The sequence below is a fragment of the Achromobacter mucicolens genome, from assembly GCF_029866465.1.
GTDB lineage: Bacteria > Pseudomonadota > Gammaproteobacteria > Burkholderiales > Burkholderiaceae_B > Achromobacter > Achromobacter mucicolens.
The window spans coordinates 5,643,119-5,665,482 of sequence record NZ_CP123364.1 but is presented as its reverse complement, the minus strand read 5'-3'; the positions used below and the strand labels follow the sequence as shown (position 1 = coordinate 5,665,482).

Sequence of the window (22,364 nt, the reverse complement as noted above, 5' to 3'; positions counted from 1 at the left end):
AGACTCTTCTGATTTACACGAAATATCGGCGGCTTTTACAACCGGTGGTGCCCTTTGGCACCAAGGACGACCCGAGCGGTCTGTCCCAACCGGAAGCTCGCCATGCCTACCCAATCCGATCTTCGCTTCACGTTCGCCATTGGCGAAGAGCCCTTCGAGGTCGTCGAGTTCTCGCTCCAGGAAGGCTTGTCCGAGCCTTTCGTGCTGCAAGCGGAACTGGCCAGCGCCAATCCCGCCATCGATTTCGGCGCGGTGCTGGACCGCGCTGCGCTGCTTACCATCTGGCACGGCGACATGCCTGTCCGGTACGTGCACGGCGCGGTGTCTTCATTCGTCCAGGGCGAAACCGGCTTTCGGCGCACGCGCTATTCGGCTGTCGTCGAACCGCGTCTGGCACGCCTCGCGCTCAGTTCTGACTGGCGGATCTTCCAGGCGCTGACCGTTCCACAGATCGCCGAGGCCGTGCTCAAGGCGCATGGCATCACTCAGGCCTACGAGCAGCGCAGCACCACCGAGCACCAGTCCCGCGAGTACTGCGTGCAAGCCGGCGATACGGACTACCACTTCGTCGAACGCATCATGCGTGAGGAAGGCTTCTTCTATTCCTTCCGTCATGGCGCCGAAGGACATCAACTTGTCCACAGCGATCGCCTCTTCATTCACGGCCGCGTCGGCGACGCGCCGGTGCAATACAACCCCATGCCCGGCGGCGATCAGCCGCAGCCTGCGCTGCGTCGCTTCACCTACACCGAGAACGTTCGCACCGCGCGCCAGACGCAGCGCGACTACACTTTTCACCATCCGCGCTATACCCACCAGCACAGCCGCGATGGGCGCGACCTGGACCATCAAGGCCGCCGCTACGAGCGCTACGACTACCCCGCCCGGGCCAAGTTCGACGAGGCCGGCAAGCCCTTCGCCGAGAATCGCCTGCGCGGGCATCGGCGCGACGCGCGCATCGCCTTGGTCGAAGGCGATGACCCGCGCTTGCAGCCTGGCATCTCCTTCACGCTGGCCGGGCACCCACGCGAGGACATGAATCGCGGATGGCGCCCGGTCCGCATCGTCCACAGCGGCATCCAACACACGAGCCAGGCCGAGGAATGCGCCGATTCCGCGTCAGGGACTCGATACCACTACGAGGCTGAATTGGTACCGGACGACGCCGAGTGGCGCGCAGAGCCATTGCCCCGGCCCCGCATCGACGGACCGCAAAACGCCGTAGTGGTCGGCCCACCCAATGAAGAGATCTACACCGACGAATACGGCCGCGTGAAGGTCCAGTTCCCCTGGGACCGTCTCGGCAAGGAGGACGAACACAGCTCCTGCTGGATACGCGTATCCCAGAACATCGCTGGCGCCACGTGGGGCCACATGGCCATTCCCCGCATCGGACAAGAGGTCATCGTCTCGTACTTCGACGGCGATCCCGACCAACCCGTGATCACCGGCCGAGTCTACAACCGCCTGCAATTGCCTCCCTACGAACAGCCGCGCCACAAGACGCGGATGACCATCAAGACCAAGACCCACAAAGGCGAGGGGTACAACGAACTGCGTTTTGAGGACGAGAAGGATCAGGAAGAAATCTACGTCCACGCGCAGAAGGACCAGAACATCCACGTCAACCACGACGAGTCGACGTTCGTGGGTCACGACCGCAGCGAGCAGGTCGAGAACGACGAAGCCATCACCATCGGCCACGACCGCACGGAGACCGTGGGCAATGACGAGCAGGTGAACATCGTCCAGGATCGGCGGCACGACATTGGGCGGGACGATTTCCTGACGGTGGGACGTAATCACACCCTCTACACCGGCAAGGACCGCACCGAGGAAGTGGGCAACAACCGCCGCGACAAGACGGCGGCCAATCACTGGGTGAGTATTGGCGGGCACCAGGAGCAGAGCGTGGAGGGGCGAGCGGAACTGCGGGCGGGCCAGGCCATCCGCCGTCGGACAAGGGACTACTCTCTGCATGCTGGAGAAGCGCTCATCATTAAAGGGCCGGGTGGAACCATTCGAATAGATAGCACCGGCATAACCCTTGACGCTATCTCCATCCAGGTTAAAGGTCCGCTCAAGATGCAGGGGGGCGGCGGCGGAAATGAACTGGCTCTGGGCTGCGAGGTTCTGGAAGGCGCACTTTCTGATTGTCTGGAGCGCGCCAGATGATGCAGAGCGTCGTACAAGCTTTTGCCCGTCTCGAACGCGCCCCCAGCGACTATCTTTACCTCTTGCTGGACCCGCTCGCGCCGTGCGAGCCACAAGATCCCCTTAGCCTTCAGTCGCTAACCCACGCGTTGGGCGAACAGGCGATCGCACGCGTCATCCGGCCAGACCTTGCCCATACGCCCGACGCGTGCCCGGCGCTTATACAGCTGGCCGCGCCAGAACGTGCCGTGGACATTTCTGTGCTCGCCGCCGCCGAACGTTCCGCGCGTGATGATGCCAGCTATAAAAAGCGTTATGTGTGCGGATGGCTGACCAGTGATCAATCCCTCGCTGCGCTCGCCGATCACTTGGCTGCGCGCTGCCTGGATGTCATCGCGCCGATCGCCGGGAAACGCACGACGCCGTGGTTCGAGCCATTGCGGCTTGAACTGCTCGCGGCATCAATGGAACACGCCTTTCCTGCTCTGCTGTGGCCCGTCAAACGTTGGCTTTGCCCGACCAGCTGGGGCGCCTTCACCTTACTTCGCGGCTCCCCCACCGAAGCCGGCTCGGATGCCCCTCCACTCGTTCGACAGGCACTGCAACTTGCACCGCTCGTCAGCGATTTCCTGGATGTCTGGCGCGCCGCGCTCCGATTCCCCGTGACGTATGCCCCAATGCGCTGGCGTGGCCCCACGATTCTTCCGCCCCAGGCCGCCGTGCACGCCTTCCGGATGATCCGTGACGCACAGAACTCACGCTTGCGCCTGAGCGCCGACATCATCGACCTGTGCATGCATCGCGTCTTCATTCATCCCCATCTGCCACGGCATCCAGAAATACAGGACGACATCCAAGCCGCCGTCGCAGGGCAGTCCACATTGCAAGCGCGTTTTGACAACTACGACGACTTTGCGTGGCAGCGCATCGTTGCGTCATTACCTCCCGCCGCGAACTACACATGAGCATCAGCAAGACCCTGACCCAGGCCCGGCGCCAGGCGGCGCCCAATCCCACCGGCACGTGCAGCGCGTGTGAACGTACCGGCTTACCGATCCTGCCGCTACGGCTTGCAGTCATGCCGCTCACAGACGGACTCAAGCAACATGGCGCACTGAGTCACGAATCCATTCAGACCGCATTGCGTGTATTGCGGCAGGGGTATGTCTATGTGCTGCTGGACAAAGAAATCTGGCATGCCTATCAGGTCACCCCGGAAGGCTATCTGCGCCAGTTCAATCCATTCTCCATGCCACGGGCGGCGCCCGAGCCCCTAGCCAAAGCTTGCCTGGACGCCGGACACGATCTGCGCTCGGCATTCATCAACATCGACACCGCAGCGCACAAGCAGGCCTGGATCGCGTTTTCACAGGACCCTTGGCCGAAGGCGATACTCGATGCCTACCGCACCGGCAAGCACGCTGATGGAAAGGCACTGCCCGCTGATTATCGGCAGCGGTTCAGGGTGATCAATCTGATCACGCTCAAGCAGGATCCGACTGGTGGCGACCAGGCGCTTGCCCTTGAGCACGGTGATGATCTTGCCCAGCATGTCGCCGAGTACGCCATTGGCACGCGCGACTTCGGTAGCGTTCATGACTGGCATCCCCGTCATGCCCGCCTAGAAGCCATGCATGCGCAACTGCGCATGCTCGAAAAGCAGCATGGGCTTGCGAAGGGGGTTGCAGGACTCATCCTGCCCGATCCGGTGGGCATGGCTGCAGAGCTCAACAGCCTGCGTCTTTCTGTCAACACGATGCGCCAGCGGTGGCGTGAAGAGCCAACACGGCGGTATGCCTACCTCACCTCGCAGTGCCTGCTCGGAATCAAAGCTTACATCGCCCAGCAAGTAGAGGCTGCACACCCGCCGCCGCCGCCACCTAGCGACTACTGGACGTCCAGCGAATCCGGCGTCCCGCCCGTATTCCACGACCCCGCACAACAACGTGCTGGCGTGGTCAATCGCGAGACCGGGCGTCGCATGGCCCGGCTAGAAGATCGTTACTGGGAAACCGGCCCTGCAGGGCGAAAGACTTTTCAGGATGCGTACGACAAGGAAGACGGCCGCTTTCAAAAGCAGATCGACGCTTATGCAACCGACTGGGCCGATCTGGTGGCTGGCGCCAGTTGGCGCCGGATCATGGCTTTGGACTATGCGGACGCCGATGCGCGTTCGCAGCAATGCCGCCTGAGCACCACCGCGGCTTGTCTCGCGGGCGGCATCACGGATGCCCCGCCACAGCAGACAACACCGGCGGACGAGAGCCAACCAGGCGAAAAGCCCACGCCGCAAGCGTTGGGCCCTAGCAGCAGGGCATGGAAAGACCTGCTGTCCGACGCAGGTAGTCCGGCCTACATCGCGCTCAATGGGCAATACACCGACTTGCAGCAGGCGTTCGAACCCTTGTTCTCCAACGCGATGCCCTCGGAGGCAGGCAAGAAATACTATGACGCGATAAAAATGGTCGCCACCAGCAAGGAGGGAAGCGATTGGCGCCGGACGCTCGTTGTTGAATCTGCCGATCAGTTGTTGGCGGCCATTCACGATGCGAGCAATCGCCTCGAAAACGCCCTGAGCATCGGCGCCAAGGCGGCTTTAGACGACCTCCAGTCCGGCGCCGCCTGGCTGTACGGTAAGGCCAAGTTCACCCAGGTCACCATCCAGCTCACCGTGGGGGAGTGCTTCGAGCTGCTGTCGAGCGAGATTCGCGAGCACGCCAACTCCGCCCAAAAGGCCGCCGGCAAACGGGCACGTGCGATGTTGCTGGGCAGTCTGATCACCATCCCGAATGCCAATGTCCGCAATGTGCTCATCGACGTCACGCTATGGGCGCATGGAACGGCAGAAGAGGTCAAGAAGCGCATCCTGGATTTCGGCCGCGAAGCCAAGGAGGGCGCGCAAGACATCAGGCAGGCTGCTGGCGCGCTTGGGCAAGAGATCAACAGAGAAGCCAAATCTGCGCTACGCCAGGTCAACGCCGGCCTGAAGAATCTGGAACCCGCTGCCGCCGCGGTGCTCGAGGGCCTGCAAGTTGGCGCGGCGGGGGCCCGTCGCGTCGTCAGCAGCACCTTTGCAAGCCTGAAGAGCTTGGCCGTGGGTAGCGTGGATGGTGGCTTGTCTTTCATCGGCCTGTATTTTCTGCAGGACAGCTTGAAAAGCACGTTAGCTGACCTGGATGCGAAAGTCGGAGCCCGGCATCCGGAGGCTGTGGCGGCGTTTTATAGCGTGGCGCTGGGCTTCATGGGAGCGAGTGTTGAAGCCGCCGGTCTGGCGATCAAGGTACCGGCGGACGCTGCCCGAGGGTTCGTGCTGCGCTGGGGTGTGGAGAAAACTCCCGTGCTCACGCGCGTCGTCGGGTTGGGTTCGAAGATGGTGATGGTGGGGGGAGCGATTTCGGCTTTGGCGGGGATTGCGGATGCCGGTGTTAGTTTTCGTGCGGCTGTACGCGTGTCAAAGGCTGGTGATGCATTCGTCGCAAAAACCTACATTTTCTCCGGTATTTTGTCGATTTTCGGGACAGGCTTGACTCTTTGGGGCGTTGCGGGGTCGCTCGCGCTGTTCGGAGCGTTGGGTGCAGGTATCGCCGTCGGACTAGTCGCTTTCGCGATACTGAAATTAGCGAAAAGCCTTGAGTCCGACGCATTAGAAAAATGGGCTCGGCTTTGCTACTTCGGCCGTGCTGATAGCAGTGAACGCTGGCGAGATCCGGAAGACATGGACGTCGCCACCGCTGCACTCAATGCCGCAGTCCTCGGGATGGATGTCGACCTCCAGTTCACTGTTGAAACCCGGGTTAGGCCTTTAGACGAGCTCTACATTGAAGACATAGAGATCCTAAAAAACGGAGGCTCTGTAGAGAAAAAAAGAGCGCTTTTTTACAGCGCAATTTTGCCTGGATTTGATGCCGAACAATCCCGATACCACTTCTCGCTTACAACCGAGCGTTTTGGTCTAGCACAAGGCGCCAAACGTGCCCCCCAACTGTCTTCCCATGTCATGGCGTCAGGGCAGATCAACGATACAGCCCCAGTCATGCCTGTCTTCATCTTGAATAAGCCGGATTACACACTGGACAGTGAAACTAAACCAACCACCTCTCGGCCAATCCTTAGCGGTCGGTACTGGCTGGATTCCCTCAACAATATCAAATCGGCAACTTTGGTTGTGGCGTACTGGCCAGATAAAAACGATATTTCAAGCTTCGCCGCCATCGAGATCACGGAGCAACTCTGATGGCAAAACCTCAACTGAATCCCCCCTGCGTCGGCTGGCAACGGGATCTTCCCGGCCCCAACGACCCGCTCGACGAGCCCCCAATGCTGCTATGGCAGGCACCGACGCATATGGATGGAACGTATGTCCAGTTCGCCCGGAACACGTCGAGCCTTCGCGGTGGGATCTTTTACTTCTCACTGGTTATGGCATGGGTGGGTCTCAAGCATGTAATTTTTTCCGCAGCGCATTCTTATGCGACTGCTGCGGCTTTCAGCTCCCTGGGTGAGATTGTTGGAATTGTCTTTCTAGACGTAATGACACTTGCCCTGTGCGCTTACGCAGCATGCATTTTCTATCGTGCCGACGTTTCCCCACCCCGCGATCTTCCGCTCCGCTTCAATCGCCTACGTCGCAAGGTCTACGTCTATGACTTCCAATCAGTTTGGTGGAATCCCTTCGATCGCGGATGCGTCACCACGGCGAGTTACGAGTGGGACGACTTGCGAGCAGAGAAGTGGAAAGTCCGCGGCGCGACTCCGGGCGGTGGGCTCATCATCAAGGAAGGCGTCTCCATCGCGGTGGTGGAACCAGGCACCAACAACGTCGTGACGCGCTTTCACTTAAACACCGAAGCTGCGAACACCTCCAACTTCTGGGCGTATGTGTGCGCCTATATGCAGAACGGCATCAACGGCCTCGACCCCGATCATGCCGAACCTCGTGATGCCAACGACGTCGCTCCCTACAACATCGCTTTGCGCCTAGCCCCTAGGGTCCAATGGCCAGCCGATATGGATCTTGAATCACGCACCGCACCATGAAGGCTGTCGAGGCCGAAGACTGGATTCACCTTCCAGAAGCGGCCGTTCGAAACCCCGCCGCAGCTCCACAGCCTCGGTACATTCGATTGGCGAACTCCCGTTTCGCCGCCATCGATATTTCTAAGAAACTCTGATGGCAAAACCTCAACTGAATCCCCCCTGCGTCGGCTGGCAGCGCGATCTGCCGGGTCCCAATTCCCCCCAAATCGAGCAGCCCTTGTTGCTGTGGCAAGCGCCCACGCATATGGATGAAACGTATGTCGAGTTCGCTCGGAACACGTCGAGCATTCGCGGAGTCTGCTTTTACTTTTTGCTGCTCATCGCTTGGACAATTCTTTATCACGTAGGCTTTGCCGCCAAAGACATTTATGCGACGAGTGCGAGGGCCACGAGTGTCACTCTTGAGGTTGCAGGCATCTTGCTACTGGTCGTCGGGACAATTCTGATCGGCGGCTGGACAGCGTTTGTAGTCTACCGTGCCGAGGTCTCCCCACCCCGCGATCTCCCGCTTCGCTTCAATCGCCTACGTCGCAAGGTATACGTCTATGACTTCCATTCAGTCTGGTGGAACCCCTTCGAGCGCGGGTACGTGACGACGGCGAGTTATGACTGGGACGATCTGCGCGCAGAGAAGTGGAAAGTCCGTGGCGCGACGCCTGGCGGCGGGCTCATCATCAAAGAAGGCGTCTCCATCGCGGTGGTGGAACCGGGCACCAACAACGTCGTGACGCGCTTTCACTTAAACACCGACGCTGCCAACACCTCCAACTTCTGGGCGTATGTGTGCGCCTATATGCAGAACGGCATCAACGGCCTCGACCCCGATCGTGCCGAACCTCGTGATGCCAACGACGTCGCTCCCTACAACATCGCCTTGCGTCTAGCCCCTAAGGTGCAGTGGCCCGCGGAGATGGATCTTGAATCACGAACCGCACCATGAATACTGTCGAGGCCGAAGTTTGATTCGCTGTCTGGAAGGAACCTTTCGCCTGCCAGCTGCCTCAGCTTCTCAGCCGCGATGCGTCCGGTCAATGCACTCAGGCTTCGCCGCCGCGCATATTACGAAGAAGCGCTGATGGCCAGACCTCAACTGAATCCCCCCTGCGTCGGCTGGCAACGCGATCTCCCCAGCCCTAGTGCCCCTATCGAAGAGCCCCCCACGCTGCTATGGCAGGCGCCAACGAATATGGATGAGACATATGTCGAGTTCGCTCGAAATACGTCGAGTATCCGCGGTGTCTGCTTCTTCCTTTCACTACTGCTCGGATTGATGTGCATCCTGCTTATACTTTTCGCGGTATGGGACATTTTTTCAGCAAGTTCGGCGGCAGGGAGGGGCATGCTTGAAGTTGCGGGTATTTTTCTGCTGCACGTGAGCACACTTACCGTCAACGCCTGGGTGGCTTGTGTTATCTACCGTTCCGAGGTGTCCCCACCCCGCGATCTCCCGCTTCGCTTCAACCGTCTACGCCGCAAGGTATACGTCTATGACTTCCATTCAGTCTGGTGGAACCCCTTCGAGCGCGGGTACGTGACGACAGCGAGTTATGACTGGGACGATCTGCGCGCAGAGAAATGGAAAGTCCGTGGCGCGACGCCAGGCGGAGGGCTCATCATCAAGGAAGGCGTCTCCATCGCGGTGGTGGAACCGGGCACCAACAACGTCGTGACGCGCTTTCACTTAAACACCGACGCTGCCAACACCTCCAACTTCTGGGCGTATGTGTGCGCCTATATGCAGAACGGCATCAACGGCCTCGACCCCGATCACGCCGAACCGCGTGACGCCAACGACGTCGCTCCCTACAACATCGCCTTGCGCCTGGCTCCCAGAGTCCAGTGGCCAGCGGATATGGATCTTGAATCACGAACGGCGCCGGACGTGGACTCCGTGCTAGATTCGACCGGTCAGACTGCATCTATCGCTTTTGCATCGGAAAAATGACCGGAGGCGCGTCGTAATGAATACGAATCCCACCCCTTTTCGTATCCGCGCCGCGACGCCGGCCGATGTCGCCCGCATCGAGCACATCGTCCGCGAGGCTTACTCCCCCTACATCGCACGCAACGGCGCCACGCCCGGCCCCATGCTGGACGACTATCCGGCGCGCGTCGCGCAAGGCGTGGTTCATGTGCTGGAATCGGACGCTGGCATCGAAGGCCTCATCGTGCTGATTCCAGAACCCGTCGACGGCTGCATGCTGCTGGACAACATCGCCGTGTCGCCAACCGCGCAAGGAAAAGGGCACGGCCGGACACTGCTGCAATGGGCCGAAGACGCCGCGCGCCGCGCAGGTTTTTCACGTATCCGGCTTTACACGCAGGAAGCGATGACTGAGAACATCGCCATCTACACGCGGCGCGGCTATGCGGAAACGCACCGCGCCACGGAGATCGGACTGAACCGCGTTTTCATGCAAAATCCCCTTATATAAGGGGATTTTGCAGCGCTACCCGCCGCACAAGAACGGACAAACCGAATATATGAGCTTTTACTCGTAATTTATCGGTCTACCCTTTTTTGCCATCAGGTGAGCGGAAATCCGGTTGTTCGCCAGCGATTTCGCATAGACGGACGCCGGCCGGATGCGCTGTGCAATCACGTATCCCGTCATGCATGCCAGCATCAGCGGCAACATAACCTCATAGCTCAGCGTCATCTCGAAGATCATCAAGATCGACATCAGCGGCGCATGCGTGGTGGCCGCCAACAGCGCCCCCATTCCCACGACCGCATAACTGGACACGGCCGACAGGCTGCCGGCCGGAAACAGGCCCTGCAGCGCAGTCCCGTACAACGCGCCCAGCGCCGCCCCCACGAACAAGGTCGGCGTGAAGACGCCGCCCAGGGCGCCGGACCCGACGCTGGCCGCCGTGGCCAATGTCTTGAGCAGCAGCAGGGCTGCCACCGCCTGCCATGCCCAATCCGTATGCAGCATGCTGTTCACCACGCTGTAGCCGTTGCCCCACACCGCGGGATCGATCACGGACAGCGCGCCGACAACCAGCCCGCCTGCCGCCATCCTGGCCCAGATCGGAAACGGCAACCGGCGAAACGCCGCGCGGGACAAGTCCAGGAACCGCAGGAATTGGGGTGCGGCCAGGCCGGCGATGAGGCCAAGTCCCAAGTAATTGATCACTTCCCAGCCGGACACAAACTCGAAATGCGGCATCTGAAAGACCGCGTCGTAGTGCAGCACCTGCCGCGTCACGATGTTGGCGACAACAGAAGCGACGGCCAGCGGCACCAGCGTCGCCGTTGAAATCACGCCGTACACGATTTCGGAAATGAACACCGCGCCCGCGATCGGCGCGTTGTACGCCGCGGTGATGCCTGCGGTGGCGCCGCAGGCCACCAGCAGCCTGAGATGGCGGGGCGGCAGCACCAGATAGCGGCCCGTCAACGAGGCGCACATTGCTGCCAGTTGCACCATCGGCCCCTCGCGGCCAATGGATGCGCCGGAACCGATCGAAAAAATGGAGGACAGGCTGCGCGCGACCGTCTGGCGAAAGCCGATGACGCCACGTCCGATGGAAATGGCTTCCATATAGTCGGCGGCCCCGCGCCGGGGCAGCCATCGGGTGGCGCCTGCAGGATCAGGCCGGCGATCGCGCCCCCGGCCGCTGGCATCAGAAACCGCTGCCAGGGATCCAGTCCCCGCGCCAGCGACACCATGCCGTTGGGAACCTCGCCGCCTCCCACCAACAATTGCATCCAGCCCAGCAGTTCGCGAAACACCACCGTTGACAGCGCACCCAGCGCGCCAACCAACGCGGCCGCACACAACGTCAAGGCCAGATTTTCTGCCAAAAGTCCGCGTCTCAACCGTCTGGCCCAGGCCGGTCGACGCAGTTTCAAGTCGCTATCCATGGCCGGATTCTACGGCGGATTCTGCTCACTTTTTGTTCAGTTCACCGTCAGCGGTCCGTACGCGTCTCCCCTCGAATCCCCGATTCCGAACGTCGCTTAGCGGCCCGTTTTGAGGCGCTGCAAGGGCAAAAATCAGGGTAGGCGAAGGGCGGTTTTCCGGGGTAAAAGGGCCCTTTTCAAGGCTCGGTTGCCAGAAGAGGCCTGTGGATAACTCCTAAGTAGCGCTGTTGTGCACATGTTGTGGAGGCAAGTTGAACAAGCAGGGGTTTCGGACGAGGTCCAAAATCTTGTCCAACTTCAGCTTTTTTCCCACACAGAGTTCTTGCACAGGCAAAAACGGACGCAAGGCAATGAAAGCAAAGAGGTTTTCAAGGTTAAGGTAGTTATCCACAGCCCTTATTAATCATTAGTCTTTATATAAAGAAAAAAAAAGGAAAAGCCAAACATGCTTTCCCATTCCGCCCATCCACCGCCCCCCGGACTGCGTCCATGCGTATCCTCTTGATCGAAGATGAAGCTGAACTTGCCCGCTGGCTGTCCAGAAGCCTGGCCAGACATGCCGGCTTCGTCGTGGAGTGGGCTGATGACGGACTGGTCGCCGAAAGAAGGCTGGCCATGGAAGATTTCGATGCGGTGATCCTGGATCTGGGACTTCCCGGCATGGATGGCCATGCTTTGCTGGCGAAGATTCGCGCGCGGGACGACCGTACGCCGGTGCTGGTCTTGACCGCGCGCGATTCCTTGGCCGAGCGGATCGGAACACTTCACGAAGGCGCGGACGATTTCCTGCCGAAACCCTTTGTTGTGGAAGAGTTGGAGGCGCGCCTGATTGCCCTGATTCGCCGCAGCCGCGGCCGCGAACATCCCCGCCTGACGCTGGGAAACCTGGTTTTTGAAACTTCCGCGCAAAAATTCACCGTCAGCGGACAGCCTTTGCAGTTATCCCCACGTGAACACGCGGTACTGCGGGTGTTGATCCAGAAAAGCGGTGAACCCATCAACAAACAGCAGATCCTTGACCGCATCCTCACCGACGATGCGGACGTCAACCTGGAAGCCATCGAGGTTCTGGTTCACCGGTTGCGCAAGAAATTGGCGGATACCGGTGTGCAAATCGTGACCATGCGCGGCATGGGGTATTGCCTGGAGAGCCTTGTTGACAACTAGAAGTCCGCAAAACGGCGTTGATTTTTCAGCAAAAAAACGCGCCCGGACCCTCAAGACGCAACTGCTCTGGTGGCTGATTCCGACCCTGGTGTTCGTGATGATGGGCGCGCTCTGGCTGTCCAACCACCAGTTGCGCAACCAGGTCGACATTGCCTATGACCGGTCTCTCGCCGGCGCGCTGCGCGCGATCGACCACAACATATCCACAGCCAGCGGTGGATTAGCCATGGAGCAGCCCTACCTGATGCTTGAATTTTTCGAGCTGACGGCCAATGGCAGCGTGTTCTACCGGGTGGCGACCGAAGACGGGCTGGCCGAAATCGGCCATCCCGGGCTACCCCTGCCGGACCAGCCCCTCGTGTCGGGCGAGCCGCGGTTTTTTTATGCAACCTACCAGGGGCAGCCCGTCCGGGTGGCGGCGCTGGCGCGGCCCATGGATCCGCCGCTGTACGCCAACCAGGGCGGGCGGGTCATCGTGCAGGTCGCAGAGGGCCTGGAAAGCCGCCAGGCGTTCCTTCACAAGGTTTTGGTGCGCTCGGTGGAGCGGGACCTTGCCGTGGTTCTCATCAGCGTCCTGGTGATCGTTTTAGGCGTTTTCATGGCCTTGCGTCCCCTGGAGCGTCTGCGCCAGGAAGTCAAAGGCCGGTCTGCAGACGATTTAAGCCCCGTCAGCGCGTCCGAGATGCCAGGTGAGGTCCTACCCCTGGTGGCGGCCATAAATCTCCACATGGCCCGTTTTGCGGCCTTGGGGAGGGTGCAGGCGCAGTTCCTGGACGACGCATCGCATCAGTTGCGCACGCCTTTGTCGGTTTTGCGGACCCAGATGGCCTATGCCCTGCGCGAAACAGACCCCCAGGAGGTCCGTACAGCCCTTCTGGCGATGCAAGAGGGGTTGGACAGGGCCGTACGCACCACCAACCAGATGCTCGCCCTGGCGCGCGCTAAAGACGCCTCGCTGGCCGAAGGCGGTTCGGCACCCGAACAGGTGGACCTGGTTGAGCTGGCGGACGCGGTGATCCGTACCCAATTACCCAATGCCCGCGCCCGGCAACTGGACATTGGGCTGGAAGCCGACCGCAGGCCTGTCGTGGTCAGCGGGGCCGAGTGGCTGTTGCGCGAGGCGGTCAGCAACCTGGTGGACAACGCCATCCGGTATGCGGCCGCGGGCGGCGTGGTCACTGTCCGGATCGACGCGGACGCCAGACAGGCCCGCCTTGCCGTGGAAGACGACGGTCCCGGCATGTCGGACGAGGACATTGCCCGGGCCTGCGTGCGGTTCCGGCGGGGCGCGGCGGGCAAGAACACCTCCGGCGCTGGCCTGGGCCTGGCGATCGTGGGCACGATTGCCGAAATCCTGGGGGCGCGTCTCGTGCTGGAGAACCGGAATGGGCAGCCGGGATTGCGGGCGGCGTTGGTGTTTTCCCTGGAAACGGGCCCGGATGCTGCGCCGCGTCACGAAATCGGCCGGAATTGAAAGGTTATGGAAAGGTTCGATTTTGTACGGTGGCGTCCACTGGAGCCGTGGGATGCGATCAACCGCCGCCGCGCCGCTGCCAGCGATACCTAGACCTATAAATCCTGGAGACGCAAGAATGCAGACGAGTCTGAAGCTGCGCATCGCAGCCCTGGCGGCGCTCGGCGCCATTACCCTGTCCCTCGGCGCGGCGCATGCCGCCGACGAGCCCCGCCGTCCGGAATGCATCGCCCCGGCACAGCCCGGCGGCGGCTTCGACCTGACGTGCCGCCTGGCCACCGAAGGCCTGAAGCAGAGCGGCGCGCTCAAGAGCGCGATGCGCATCGTCTACATGCCCGGCGGCATCGGCGCCGTGGCGTACAACAACATCGTCGCCCAGCATCCGAACGAGCCGGGCACCATCGTCGCGTTCTCCGGCGGCTCGCTGCTCAACCTGGCGCAGGGCAAGTTCGGCAAGTACAACGTCAACGACGTGCGCTGGCTGGCCGCGATCGGCACCGACTACGGCGTGGCCGTGGTCCGCAACGACTCGCCGTACACCGACCTGAAGGGCCTGATGGAAGCCTTCAAGCAGGATCCGACCAAGATCGTGCTGGGCGCGGGCGGCACCGTGGGCAGCCAGGACTGGATGAAGGCGGCGCTGACTGCCAAGGCGGCGGGCGTGGACTTCAAGAAGATGCGTTTTGTCGCGTTCGAAGGCGGCGGCGAAGCCGTGACGGCGCTGCGTGGCGGTCATATCCAGGCCTACATGGGCGACGCCGCCGAAGCCTTCACCATGCTTGAGGGGGGCGCCCCCATCCGCGTGCTGGCCGTCTTCAACGACCAGCGCCTGCCGGGCAAGCTGGGCTCGGTGCCCACCGCCAAGGAACAGGGCTACGACATCGTCTGGCCCATCATCCGCGGTTTCTACGTCGGTCCCAAGGTGTCGGACAGCGACTACCAGTTCTGGGTCGACGCATTCAACAAGACCACGGCCGCGCCCGAGTTCGACAAGCTGCGCCAGCAGCAGGGTCTGTTCCCCTTCAACAAGACCGGCCCCGAACTGGACGCCTACGTGAAGAACCAGGTCAAGCAGTACGGCGAACTCGCCGACACCTTTGGCCTGATCAAAAAGTAAGCCAGCCCCCAGGCTGATTCCCGACCGCGCCCGCAAGGGGCACACCTGCCGCCCGCCTTGGGCGGCGGCAGGGCCCGCTGCGCCGCGCAATCCGATTTGAACGGAAACCTGGACCATGAATGATCGAATCCTGGGCATTGCCGCCCTGGCGCTGGCCGTCTTCATGACGGCTGCCGGCTGGAGCATCGAGGCGCCCTTCGCCTACGAACCCGTCGGCCCGCGCGCCTTTCCCCTGCTTGTGGCGCTGATCATCGGCCTGTGCGGGTTGCGCCTCGTCTACAAGGGCGGCCATGCGGTCGAGCACAATTCCGCCGGCGCCAATGGACGCATCGCGCTGATGGTTGTGTTCGCGACCGCCTATGCCTTTCTCTTCCAGTGGCTGGGCTTCGTGATCGCAACGTCGCTCATGACGATCTTCGTGGGACGCCTCTTTGGCGGCAGCTGGATCAAGTGCGCGATCGGCGGTGTGGTGATGAGTCTTTTCTTTTTCGTGCTGTTCGACAAGGTGCTGGACGTCGTCCTGCCCGGCGGACTGCTGGAGAACCTGATATGAGCGGCATTCTCGATCATCTGTCGATAGGCTTTGGCGTCGCCTTTTCCCTGACGAACCTGCTGGTCGCCGCCATCGGCTCCTTCATCGGAACCATGGTGGGCGTGCTGCCAGGGCTGGGGCCGGTCAACGGCGTGGCCATGCTGATCCCCATCGCCTTCGCCATGAATCTGCCGCCGGAAACGGCGCTGATCCTGCTTGCCGCGGTGTATGTGGGCGCCGAGTATGGCGGCCGTATCACGGCGATCCTGCTGAACGTGCCGGGCGAAGCCAGCGCCATCATGACGACGCTGGACGGCTACCCGCTGGCGCGGCAGGGTTTGGCCAACGTGGCGTTGACGCTTTCCGCGTGGTCGGCTTTCTTTGGGGCGATCGTGTCGGTGGTGGGCATCATCCTGCTTGCGCCGATGCTGGCGAAATGGGCGCTCGCGTTTGGCCCCGCCGAATACTTCGTGCTGATGATTTTCGCGTTCTGCTGCCTGACCAGTCTGCTCGGCAAGCAACCGGTCAAGGGCGTGCTGGCCGCGATGATCGGCCTGTCCATTTCAGTGGTGGGCGTGGACGCGAACTCGGGCGTGTATCGCTATACCTTCGAGTCCGTCCACTTGGCCGACGGCATCGATTTCGTCGTGGTGGTGATTGCGCTGTTCGCGGTCAGCGAGATGCTGGAAATGCTTGAAAAGGTAGTGGCCGGCCACAGCGTCGAGGTCAAGCCCAGCGGGCGCAAGCTGTTCAACCTGAAAGAGATGGCATTCACGTGGTGGAGCGTCGTGCGCAGCGCGCTGGTCGGCTTCGGCGTGGGCGTGCTGCCTGGCGCTGGCGCCAGCGTGGCCGCGGCCGTCGCCTATTCGCAGGAAAAGCGCATCATCGAGGCCAAGGATCCCGATGCCAAATTTGGCAAGGGCGACATGCGCGGCCTGGTCGCGCCGGAAGCGGCCGCGACGTCCTCGGCCATCGGCTCGTTCGTGCCGATGCTGACGCTGGGCGTGCCCGGCTCTGGCACCACTGCCGTGATGATGGGGGCGCTGACGCTCTACAACATCACGCCGGGTCCGGTGCTGTTCGACACCAAGCCTGAATTGGTGTGGGGCCTGATCGCCTCGCTGTTCGTGGCGAACGTATTGCTTTTCGTGATGAATGTGCCGCTGGTCCGCTTGTTCTCCAAAGTGCTGTCGGTGCCGGGTTGGCTGATGGTGCCGGGCATTCTGTGCATCAGCTACATCGGCGTGTATGCAATCAACGCCGGCACGTTTGATCTGCTGCTGGTGGCGGGCATTGGCACGCTTGGGTACTTCCTGCGTAAGTTCGGCGTGCCGATGGCGCCGCTGGTGCTGGGCGTCGTGCTGGGCAACATGATGGAGCAGAACCTGCGCCGCGCCTTGTCGATGACGGATGGCGACGTGGGTGTGCTGTTCGCCAGCCCGGTCTCGATTGCGCTGTGGACGGGCGCGGCGGCGGTCGTGATCGTGCCGCAGGTCCTGCGTCGTGTGCGGGCCGCAAGAAAGGTTGCCGCTGGGCCGGTCTGATGGCGCGGTGATGCGCCCCTGACGGTGCGCACACCGGCTCAAATCCAGGCCGGCAAACGTTGAGGGGCGCCTTTCGGCGCCCCTTTTTTTTTTAGGCGTGCCGCACAAGGTGGTACGCCCGTTCATATATGAGCTTTTGCTCATATATTGAATGTCAGACCTGCTTCAAGCGCTCCAGGGCCGCATCCAGCGTCGTGTCCTTCTTGGCAAAGCAGAAGCGCACGATCCGATGATTGGATTCGGGCGCATCGGGGTGGCGGTAGAACGCCGACACGGGAATCACGGTCACGCCATGATTGACGGTCAGGTCGCGCGCGAAGTCGGCTTCGTTCTGCTTCGAGATTTGGCTGTAGTCAGCCAGCAGGAAGAACGTGCCGGGGCTGGGCAGCGGCCGGAAGCGCGTCTTGGCCAGGCCTTGCGAAAGACGGTCGCGCTTGGCTTGGTAGAACGCCGGCAGATCGAGGTAGGGCTTGGGATCGCGCATGAACTCGGCCAGCGCAAACTGCATGGGCGAGGGCACGGTGAACACCATGAACTGATGCACCTTGCGCAGTTCGGCGCTCAGGTGCCGCGGCGCGCAGCAATAACCGATCTTCCATCCGGTGGTGTGATACGTCTTGCCAAACGAAGAGATCACGAACGCATGTTCGGCAAGCAGCGGGCGCCGCGCCACGCTGGCATGCGGCTTGCCGTCGAACACAATGTGTTCGTAAACCTCGTCCGACACCAGCAGCACACCCGTGTCGCGGACGATGCCTTCCAGCGAATCCAGGTCGCTGTCGTCCAGCACCGCACCTGTGGGATTGTGCGGAAAGTTCAGCATCAACAGACGGGTCTTGGACGTGATGGCGTCGCGCACGCGCTGCCAGTCGATGCGGTAGTACGGATCGGCTTCGGTGGGCGCGCGCAACGGCACGGGAACCGCGGTGCCGCCAGCCAGGCGAATCGCCGGCAGGTACGAGTCATAACAAGGTTCGATCACCACGACTTCGTCGCCGCTGCCCACCGCCGCCAGCACCGTGGCCATCAGCGCTTCGGTTGCACCGCTGGTCACGGTGATCTCGGTTTCGGGATCGTAGGCATGGCCGTACAGATCCCGCGTCTTGGCGGCGATGGCCTCGCGCAGCGGCGCGACGCCAGGCATGTACGGGTACTGGTTGTGCCCGTCGGCCATTGCCTTGGTGACAAGCGCGCAGAGCGCGGGATCCGGATCGAAGTCAGGAAAGCCCTGGCCCAGGTTGATGGCCTTGTGCTCGATGGCCAGGCGGCTCATCACGGTGAAGATGGTGGTGCCGACGTCGGGGAGTTTGGAGCGGATCATGTTGGACGCGAAGTGAACACGGGTAGCCGAGGAAATTTCTCGTAAGTATCCCACTAACTCATAATTCCATTTTCAAGAGTTCCAATGCGGACGGGATTGTGGTTCAGAACAGGATGGCCCGAGTGCTGGCCGGATTTTGTATTGCGCTGATCGGCGCGTTGTTGGCGGTGTGGGCGCACATGCCGCTTCCGTGGATGTTGGGCGCGCTGCTATTGACCGCGGCTACCCGGATCGCCGGATTGCGAACGGCGTGCCCGAGGCCAGCTCGCAATGCGGGCCAGTGGGTCATCGGCGCCTCGCTGGGGCTGTACTTCACGCCGCAGGTTATCGGGCATATCGGCAGCAACGCCGGCCCCATCATTGCCGGCATGTTGTTTGCGCTGGCGCTCGCATTTCTGGGCACCGCGATTCTGCGTCGTTATACCGATGTGGACTTCAAGACCGCGTGGTTTTCATCGGCCATCGGCGGTGCAAGCGAAATGGCCAACCTGGCCGAGCGTCACGGCGCGAGGATCGATCGCGTGGCCACCGCGCACAGCGTGCGCGTCTTGCTGGTGGTGGTCACCGTGCCTTTCATCTTTCAGTGGTGGGGCGTGGCGGGGCTGGATCCGACCGTGCCGGGGCCGCGCGATGTGCATGCGCTGGGGCTTGCGGCACTGGTGGCCCTGACCATCGTGGGTGGCGCTGCCTTCACGAAATTTCGGCTGCCCAATCCCTGGGTGCTGGGGCCCATGCTTGTCGCCATGATTCTCACCGCGTCGAGCATAGAGCTATCCGCGTTGCCGGACTTTGTGCCCAAGGCGGGGCAACTCCTTATCGGCTGGTCGCTGGGCGATCGTTATCGCCCCGACTTCTTTCGTGCCGCACCGCGATTCATGGCGGCGGTGGCGGGCTTCACGATCCTTGCGCTGGCGCTTGCATTTGGCGTGGGCGCCTTGCTTTCGCTATGGTCCGCCGCACCAATTCCCACGCTGATTCTGGGCACGACACCCGGCGGCATTGCAGAGATGGCCATCACCGCCAAAGTGCTGCAATTGGGCGTTCCGGTGGTGACCGCTTTTCACGTCACGCGCATGGTTTTCGTGGTGATCGTGACCGGTCCCATTTACGCGATTCTGGCGCGTCGGCAAGGCTAATTCCGCCAGGCGGTATTGCCGTTCCAGTGAAAAAAAAGCGACATTGGGGTAAACAACTATATGACTCGGTAATGCCGGATGAGTATGCTGATTCCGCAGTTGATTCAAGCAGCGCGCGGACTCGGTCTGCCGCTCTGGCGACAAGCGGGAACACTGGTTTTGCACCGATCGTTCAGTTCGCACGGCGTCCTTGATTCATTGCATTTCGATTTAATTACAGGACGCTAGAGAAAATGGCTCAGAAGGGCAAAGTCAAGTGGTTCAACGCTGACAAGGGTTTCGGTTTCATCACGCCGGACGTGGGCGGCACCGATGTGTTCGCACACTTTTCCGCCATCCAGGGTCGCGGCTATCGCAGCCTGAACGAAGGCCAGGAAGTCGAATACGAAGTTAAGGATGGTCCGAAAGGACCTCAAGCGGCCGACATTCGCCCGCTCTAAATCGGGAAATCCCAATTTCCCGTCCGCCAGGCCCGGCCTGGCTACAACGCCCCAAGACCTCCCGGTCTGGGGCGTTGTTTCATTTGGCCTTCCGTTTTGCGGCGCCTTGCAGTCCGGTCCTGCCCACTAAAAACACGCGGTGTTAGTGTTTACTAACATATTCTCGACCACTGGATAACTCTGTGGATAATTATTTCCGGGGCCGTTGATTTTGATGCTCAGTAATGAAGCATTCGGGTCATGGTCAATCCGGTTTTGCACAGATATCTGCATCAATCACGGCGACCCGATTGGGTTTCCCGTGAATAATCATTTTGCCTGCGTCCGAGCGCTGCAGAGAGGGTTTAATCCGCGTTCTCATAGGGAAACTCGGGGATTTGCGCATTATTTTCCGCTGGCCTGCCGGCGCTTTCTTGCGCTGACAGGCGCGATTTTCGGGTTGTAATTGGCGCGTCCGGGCCTGAATCCTGTCTGTTGTTCACAAAGATATCCCCATCCCGGTTATGCACAGAATTACGCCTTCTGGAGTCCAAATTGGCCGTCTGCGCCTGTGGATAGAAGTGGGGATATCGCCGAAAGGGTTAGGGTCCGGGAACGGAAATTGCGGAATCATCCCGACGCCTGGCGTAAGCACGACGAGCTTCATCAAGCGGTTGGCGCGCCACGTTGCATCGCTGATTCCAGAGGGTCAGACAAGAGCCGGGCACTGGATTATCCCAACGATGCCTGCGCGCACTAGTCGCGCGGAGAATTGCTCATAGAACTTCTTCCGCCGACTTTTCCACAGCGTTTCACATGAAGTGTTGTCGTCTCGGCCATATGGATGATGGCGCCGGTGGCAGAGACCGAGCAAGATGATTGTCGGGTCAATGAAGATCGATGCCCTGGGCATGTGCGTTTCAGTGGATTTCTGGGGTGGGGATAATTTTGTGAATAACGTGCCCCCCAGTAATCTGCGCGGCGAGTTTGCTCAAGGCGGCCGGCAGCAACATGCCGATGTACGCCGCCGATTTTGATCAGCGTAGCCGCAGTCCGCGCTGGCATGAGCATGCCCATCAACGTTCTGTGGGTATGAGGCCGACGTCAGTAGAACGTGCTGCTGGTGCTGTGGATAAGACAGCCGTGTCTGCTGGGGTTTCGGGAACCCGCTGGAGTTTGGCCTTCGGTGGCTTTTGCTGTTGTCGATGGTACGCACGGGTCTTCAATGCAATGGCGTGTACTGGCTTGCACCCTTGACGGCCTGTTGATAAGAATGTGCGTAACCCGAGTCTGGCGTTGAGCAATTCGAACCTTTTCATAGTGCGCTGCGGTTAACCGTTGTCTGTGGATAAGCCCTGGGTTTTACGCGGGGATCGCATGCTTCATGGTTCCCGCTTGCCGTTCGCTTTGCATCTACCCGTGTTTGCGCTTCATGCTGCCGGCCGTCGGAACGGAACGTGAGAACCGTTTCGCTTGCCGCAATTAGCTGCCTGGTTGGCTACCCCGGGGAACTTTAATGCGGCTTTCGAATCAACCGCTGAGGTTTTGTCCAACCGCTGTGGTCCGAAAAATTCGTTTTTTTGGGCTAGGGGTAGGGTAGGGTGTCATAAATCGATTTTTTTCCGCTTTCTTACTTTTCCTAGGTCACACGCTGCTGGTCGATGCGCTGCGTATTGTTGTGGCCCTCCCGCGGAAAGTGAGATGTTGCGGCGGGATAGACGCCGGCTGCTTTGGGTATTTCACGTGGAACATAGCTGCCGGCCAGCTGCAGAATCTATGTCTGGGATGTTCCACGTGAAACATCGGCCGTCTTTGCGGGGCACGAGTGGCGATAGATTCGGCAGGCTTTCGAGACCACGACTTCAGGTTGTGGGGCGCCGGGCGGTTTGTGCCCTAAAGAATGCCACGCGTCCACGCTAGCTCAGCCGTGCTGTTATTGGGAGCGAGCATCGTCGAATACCGCAGCCATATCAATCACCGACAGAACACCGAATGTTGGTTGGGTCGACCGAAGGCTAGTTCAAACAATCGACGGCGGGTGGCATCGTGTACATCGACGTTAACCACGACGGTCTTGGTGACCAGTGTTCCACGTGAAACATTGGATCGAGTTGAACAACAGTGGTGAGCATCGGACTTTAGCTGGTGAAGGCGTTTATGGACTTCCGTACTGAAGGTATATCTCGGTACCCATCTCACCTAACCATTTCGCATCGATTGGCCCGTATGGCTTCCTCATAGCGATGTACCCCATCGGCAACCGCCTGGAGCTAAGCGCTTGTTTCACGTGAAACACCCGTTAGTCCCCAGCCCGGATAGGCGCACGGTGAAGCGAGGATTTATTGCCTCAATTCCGAACGCACGGGCGGTTGGTGGACTTACCTGAGCTCTACATAGCTGACGGTAGTCTCTGCTGTCTAAAGCGTGACGTCATCGTGTGGTGCAAAGAATGAAGCCCCGCGCGCCTTGGGCGGTCTCAAGTCTGGCTACTCGTCCTATGCGCGACGATGCTGGCCGTGGGCGAGGGGAGAGAAGTATGGAGCCAGCCGTAGGGTCCAACGGTGGACGAATCGTGGCTCGCTGGCGAGTCGA

16 protein-coding genes and 1 pseudogene are annotated in these 22,364 nt (G+C 60.8%); 15 read left to right on the top strand and 2 right to left on the bottom strand.

What is annotated here, in order from left to right; translation table 11 throughout:
- Positions 1-102: 102 nt before the first annotated feature.
- The 7 genes from QEP15_RS25875 to QEP15_RS25845 all read left to right on the top strand — a co-directional run bounded on the left by QEP15_RS25875 (position 103) and on the right by QEP15_RS25845 (position 9,626).
- Complete coding sequence (locus QEP15_RS25875) at positions 103-2,175, top strand: type VI secretion system Vgr family protein (protein WP_280148258.1); 2,073 nt, start codon at positions 103-105, stop codon at positions 2,173-2,175.
- Positions 2,172-3,119, top strand: a complete 948-nt coding sequence (locus tag QEP15_RS25870; protein ID WP_280148257.1) for a hypothetical protein — start codon at positions 2,172-2,174, stop codon at positions 3,117-3,119. Before QEP15_RS25875 ends, QEP15_RS25870 begins: the two co-directional genes overlap by 4 nt.
- Positions 3,116-6,388, top strand: coding sequence for a T6SS effector BTH_I2691 family protein (locus tag QEP15_RS25865; protein ID WP_280148256.1), 3,273 nt, complete (start codon positions 3,116-3,118; stop codon positions 6,386-6,388). Before QEP15_RS25870 ends, QEP15_RS25865 begins: the two co-directional genes overlap by 4 nt.
- The gene (locus QEP15_RS25860; RefSeq protein ID WP_280148255.1) at positions 6,388-7,191 is read left to right on the top strand and encodes a DUF6708 domain-containing protein; all 804 of its coding nucleotides are present in this window, start codon (positions 6,388-6,390) and stop codon (positions 7,189-7,191) included. Before QEP15_RS25865 ends, QEP15_RS25860 begins: the two co-directional genes overlap by 1 nt.
- Positions 7,192-7,324: 133 nt before the next feature.
- Positions 7,325-8,131 carry a DUF6708 domain-containing protein gene (locus QEP15_RS25855; RefSeq protein ID WP_280148254.1) on the top strand — a complete coding sequence of 269 codons (807 nt, stop codon included), beginning with the start codon at positions 7,325-7,327 and terminating at the stop codon, positions 8,129-8,131.
- Between the two features lie 246 nt (positions 8,132-8,377).
- Complete coding sequence (locus QEP15_RS25850) at positions 8,378-9,136, top strand: DUF6708 domain-containing protein (protein WP_280148253.1); 759 nt, start codon at positions 8,378-8,380, stop codon at positions 9,134-9,136.
- A gap of 16 nt (positions 9,137-9,152) precedes the next feature.
- Positions 9,153-9,626 carry a GNAT family N-acetyltransferase gene (locus QEP15_RS25845; protein ID WP_280148252.1) on the top strand — a complete coding sequence of 158 codons (474 nt, stop codon included), beginning with the start codon at positions 9,153-9,155 and terminating at the stop codon, positions 9,624-9,626.
- 57 nt (positions 9,627-9,683) lie between these two features.
- On the opposite strand, the pseudogene QEP15_RS25840 reads toward QEP15_RS25845, so the two are convergent.
- Positions 9,684-11,062: pseudogene (locus QEP15_RS25840) on the bottom strand (ClcB-like voltage-gated chloride channel protein).
- A 489-nt stretch (positions 11,063-11,551) separates the two neighbouring features.
- On the opposite strand from QEP15_RS25840, the gene QEP15_RS25835 reads away from it, so the two are divergent.
- The 5 genes from QEP15_RS25835 (at position 11,552) to QEP15_RS25815 (ending at position 16,896) form a co-directional block, all read left to right on the top strand.
- Positions 11,552-12,229 carry a response regulator gene (locus QEP15_RS25835; RefSeq protein WP_280148251.1) on the top strand — a complete coding sequence of 226 codons (678 nt, stop codon included), beginning with the start codon at positions 11,552-11,554 and terminating at the stop codon, positions 12,227-12,229.
- On the top strand, positions 12,219-13,703 hold the full coding sequence (locus QEP15_RS25830) for a sensor histidine kinase (RefSeq protein WP_425285973.1): 1,485 nt from the start codon (positions 12,219-12,221) through the stop codon (positions 13,701-13,703). Before QEP15_RS25835 ends, QEP15_RS25830 begins: the two co-directional genes overlap by 11 nt.
- 118 nt (positions 13,704-13,821) lie before the next feature.
- The gene (locus QEP15_RS25825; RefSeq protein ID WP_280148250.1) at positions 13,822-14,820 is read left to right on the top strand and encodes a Bug family tripartite tricarboxylate transporter substrate binding protein; all 999 of its coding nucleotides are present in this window, start codon (positions 13,822-13,824) and stop codon (positions 14,818-14,820) included.
- 115 nt (positions 14,821-14,935) lie between these two features.
- On the top strand, positions 14,936-15,373 hold the full coding sequence (locus tag QEP15_RS25820; RefSeq protein ID WP_056320598.1) for a tripartite tricarboxylate transporter TctB family protein: 438 nt from the start codon (positions 14,936-14,938) through the stop codon (positions 15,371-15,373).
- A complete protein-coding gene (locus QEP15_RS25815; protein ID WP_128829665.1) occupies positions 15,370-16,896 on the top strand; it encodes a tripartite tricarboxylate transporter permease in 1,527 nt (508 codons plus the stop codon). Before QEP15_RS25820 ends, QEP15_RS25815 begins: the two co-directional genes overlap by 4 nt.
- Before the next feature lie 154 nt (positions 16,897-17,050).
- Here the strand turns inward: QEP15_RS25815 and QEP15_RS25810 are convergent, their stop codons facing one another.
- On the bottom strand, positions 17,051-18,217 hold the full coding sequence (locus QEP15_RS25810) for a pyridoxal phosphate-dependent aminotransferase (RefSeq protein ID WP_280148249.1): 1,167 nt from the start codon (positions 18,215-18,217) through the stop codon (positions 17,051-17,053).
- Positions 18,218-18,330: 113 nt separating this feature from the next.
- Between QEP15_RS25810 and QEP15_RS25805 the strand changes: the two genes are divergently transcribed.
- From QEP15_RS25805 to QEP15_RS25795, 3 genes are all read left to right on the top strand, one after another.
- Positions 18,331-19,353, top strand: a complete 1,023-nt coding sequence (locus tag QEP15_RS25805) for an AbrB family transcriptional regulator (RefSeq protein ID WP_152383029.1) — start codon at positions 18,331-18,333, stop codon at positions 19,351-19,353.
- A gap of 233 nt (positions 19,354-19,586) precedes the next feature.
- The gene (locus tag QEP15_RS25800) at positions 19,587-19,793 is read left to right on the top strand and encodes a cold-shock protein (RefSeq protein WP_056320589.1); all 207 of its coding nucleotides are present in this window, start codon (positions 19,587-19,589) and stop codon (positions 19,791-19,793) included.
- 869 nt (positions 19,794-20,662) lie between these two features.
- Positions 20,663-20,809, top strand: a complete 147-nt coding sequence (locus QEP15_RS25795; protein ID WP_175156988.1) for a hypothetical protein — start codon at positions 20,663-20,665, stop codon at positions 20,807-20,809.
- The last annotated feature ends 1,555 nt before the right edge of the window (positions 20,810-22,364 follow it).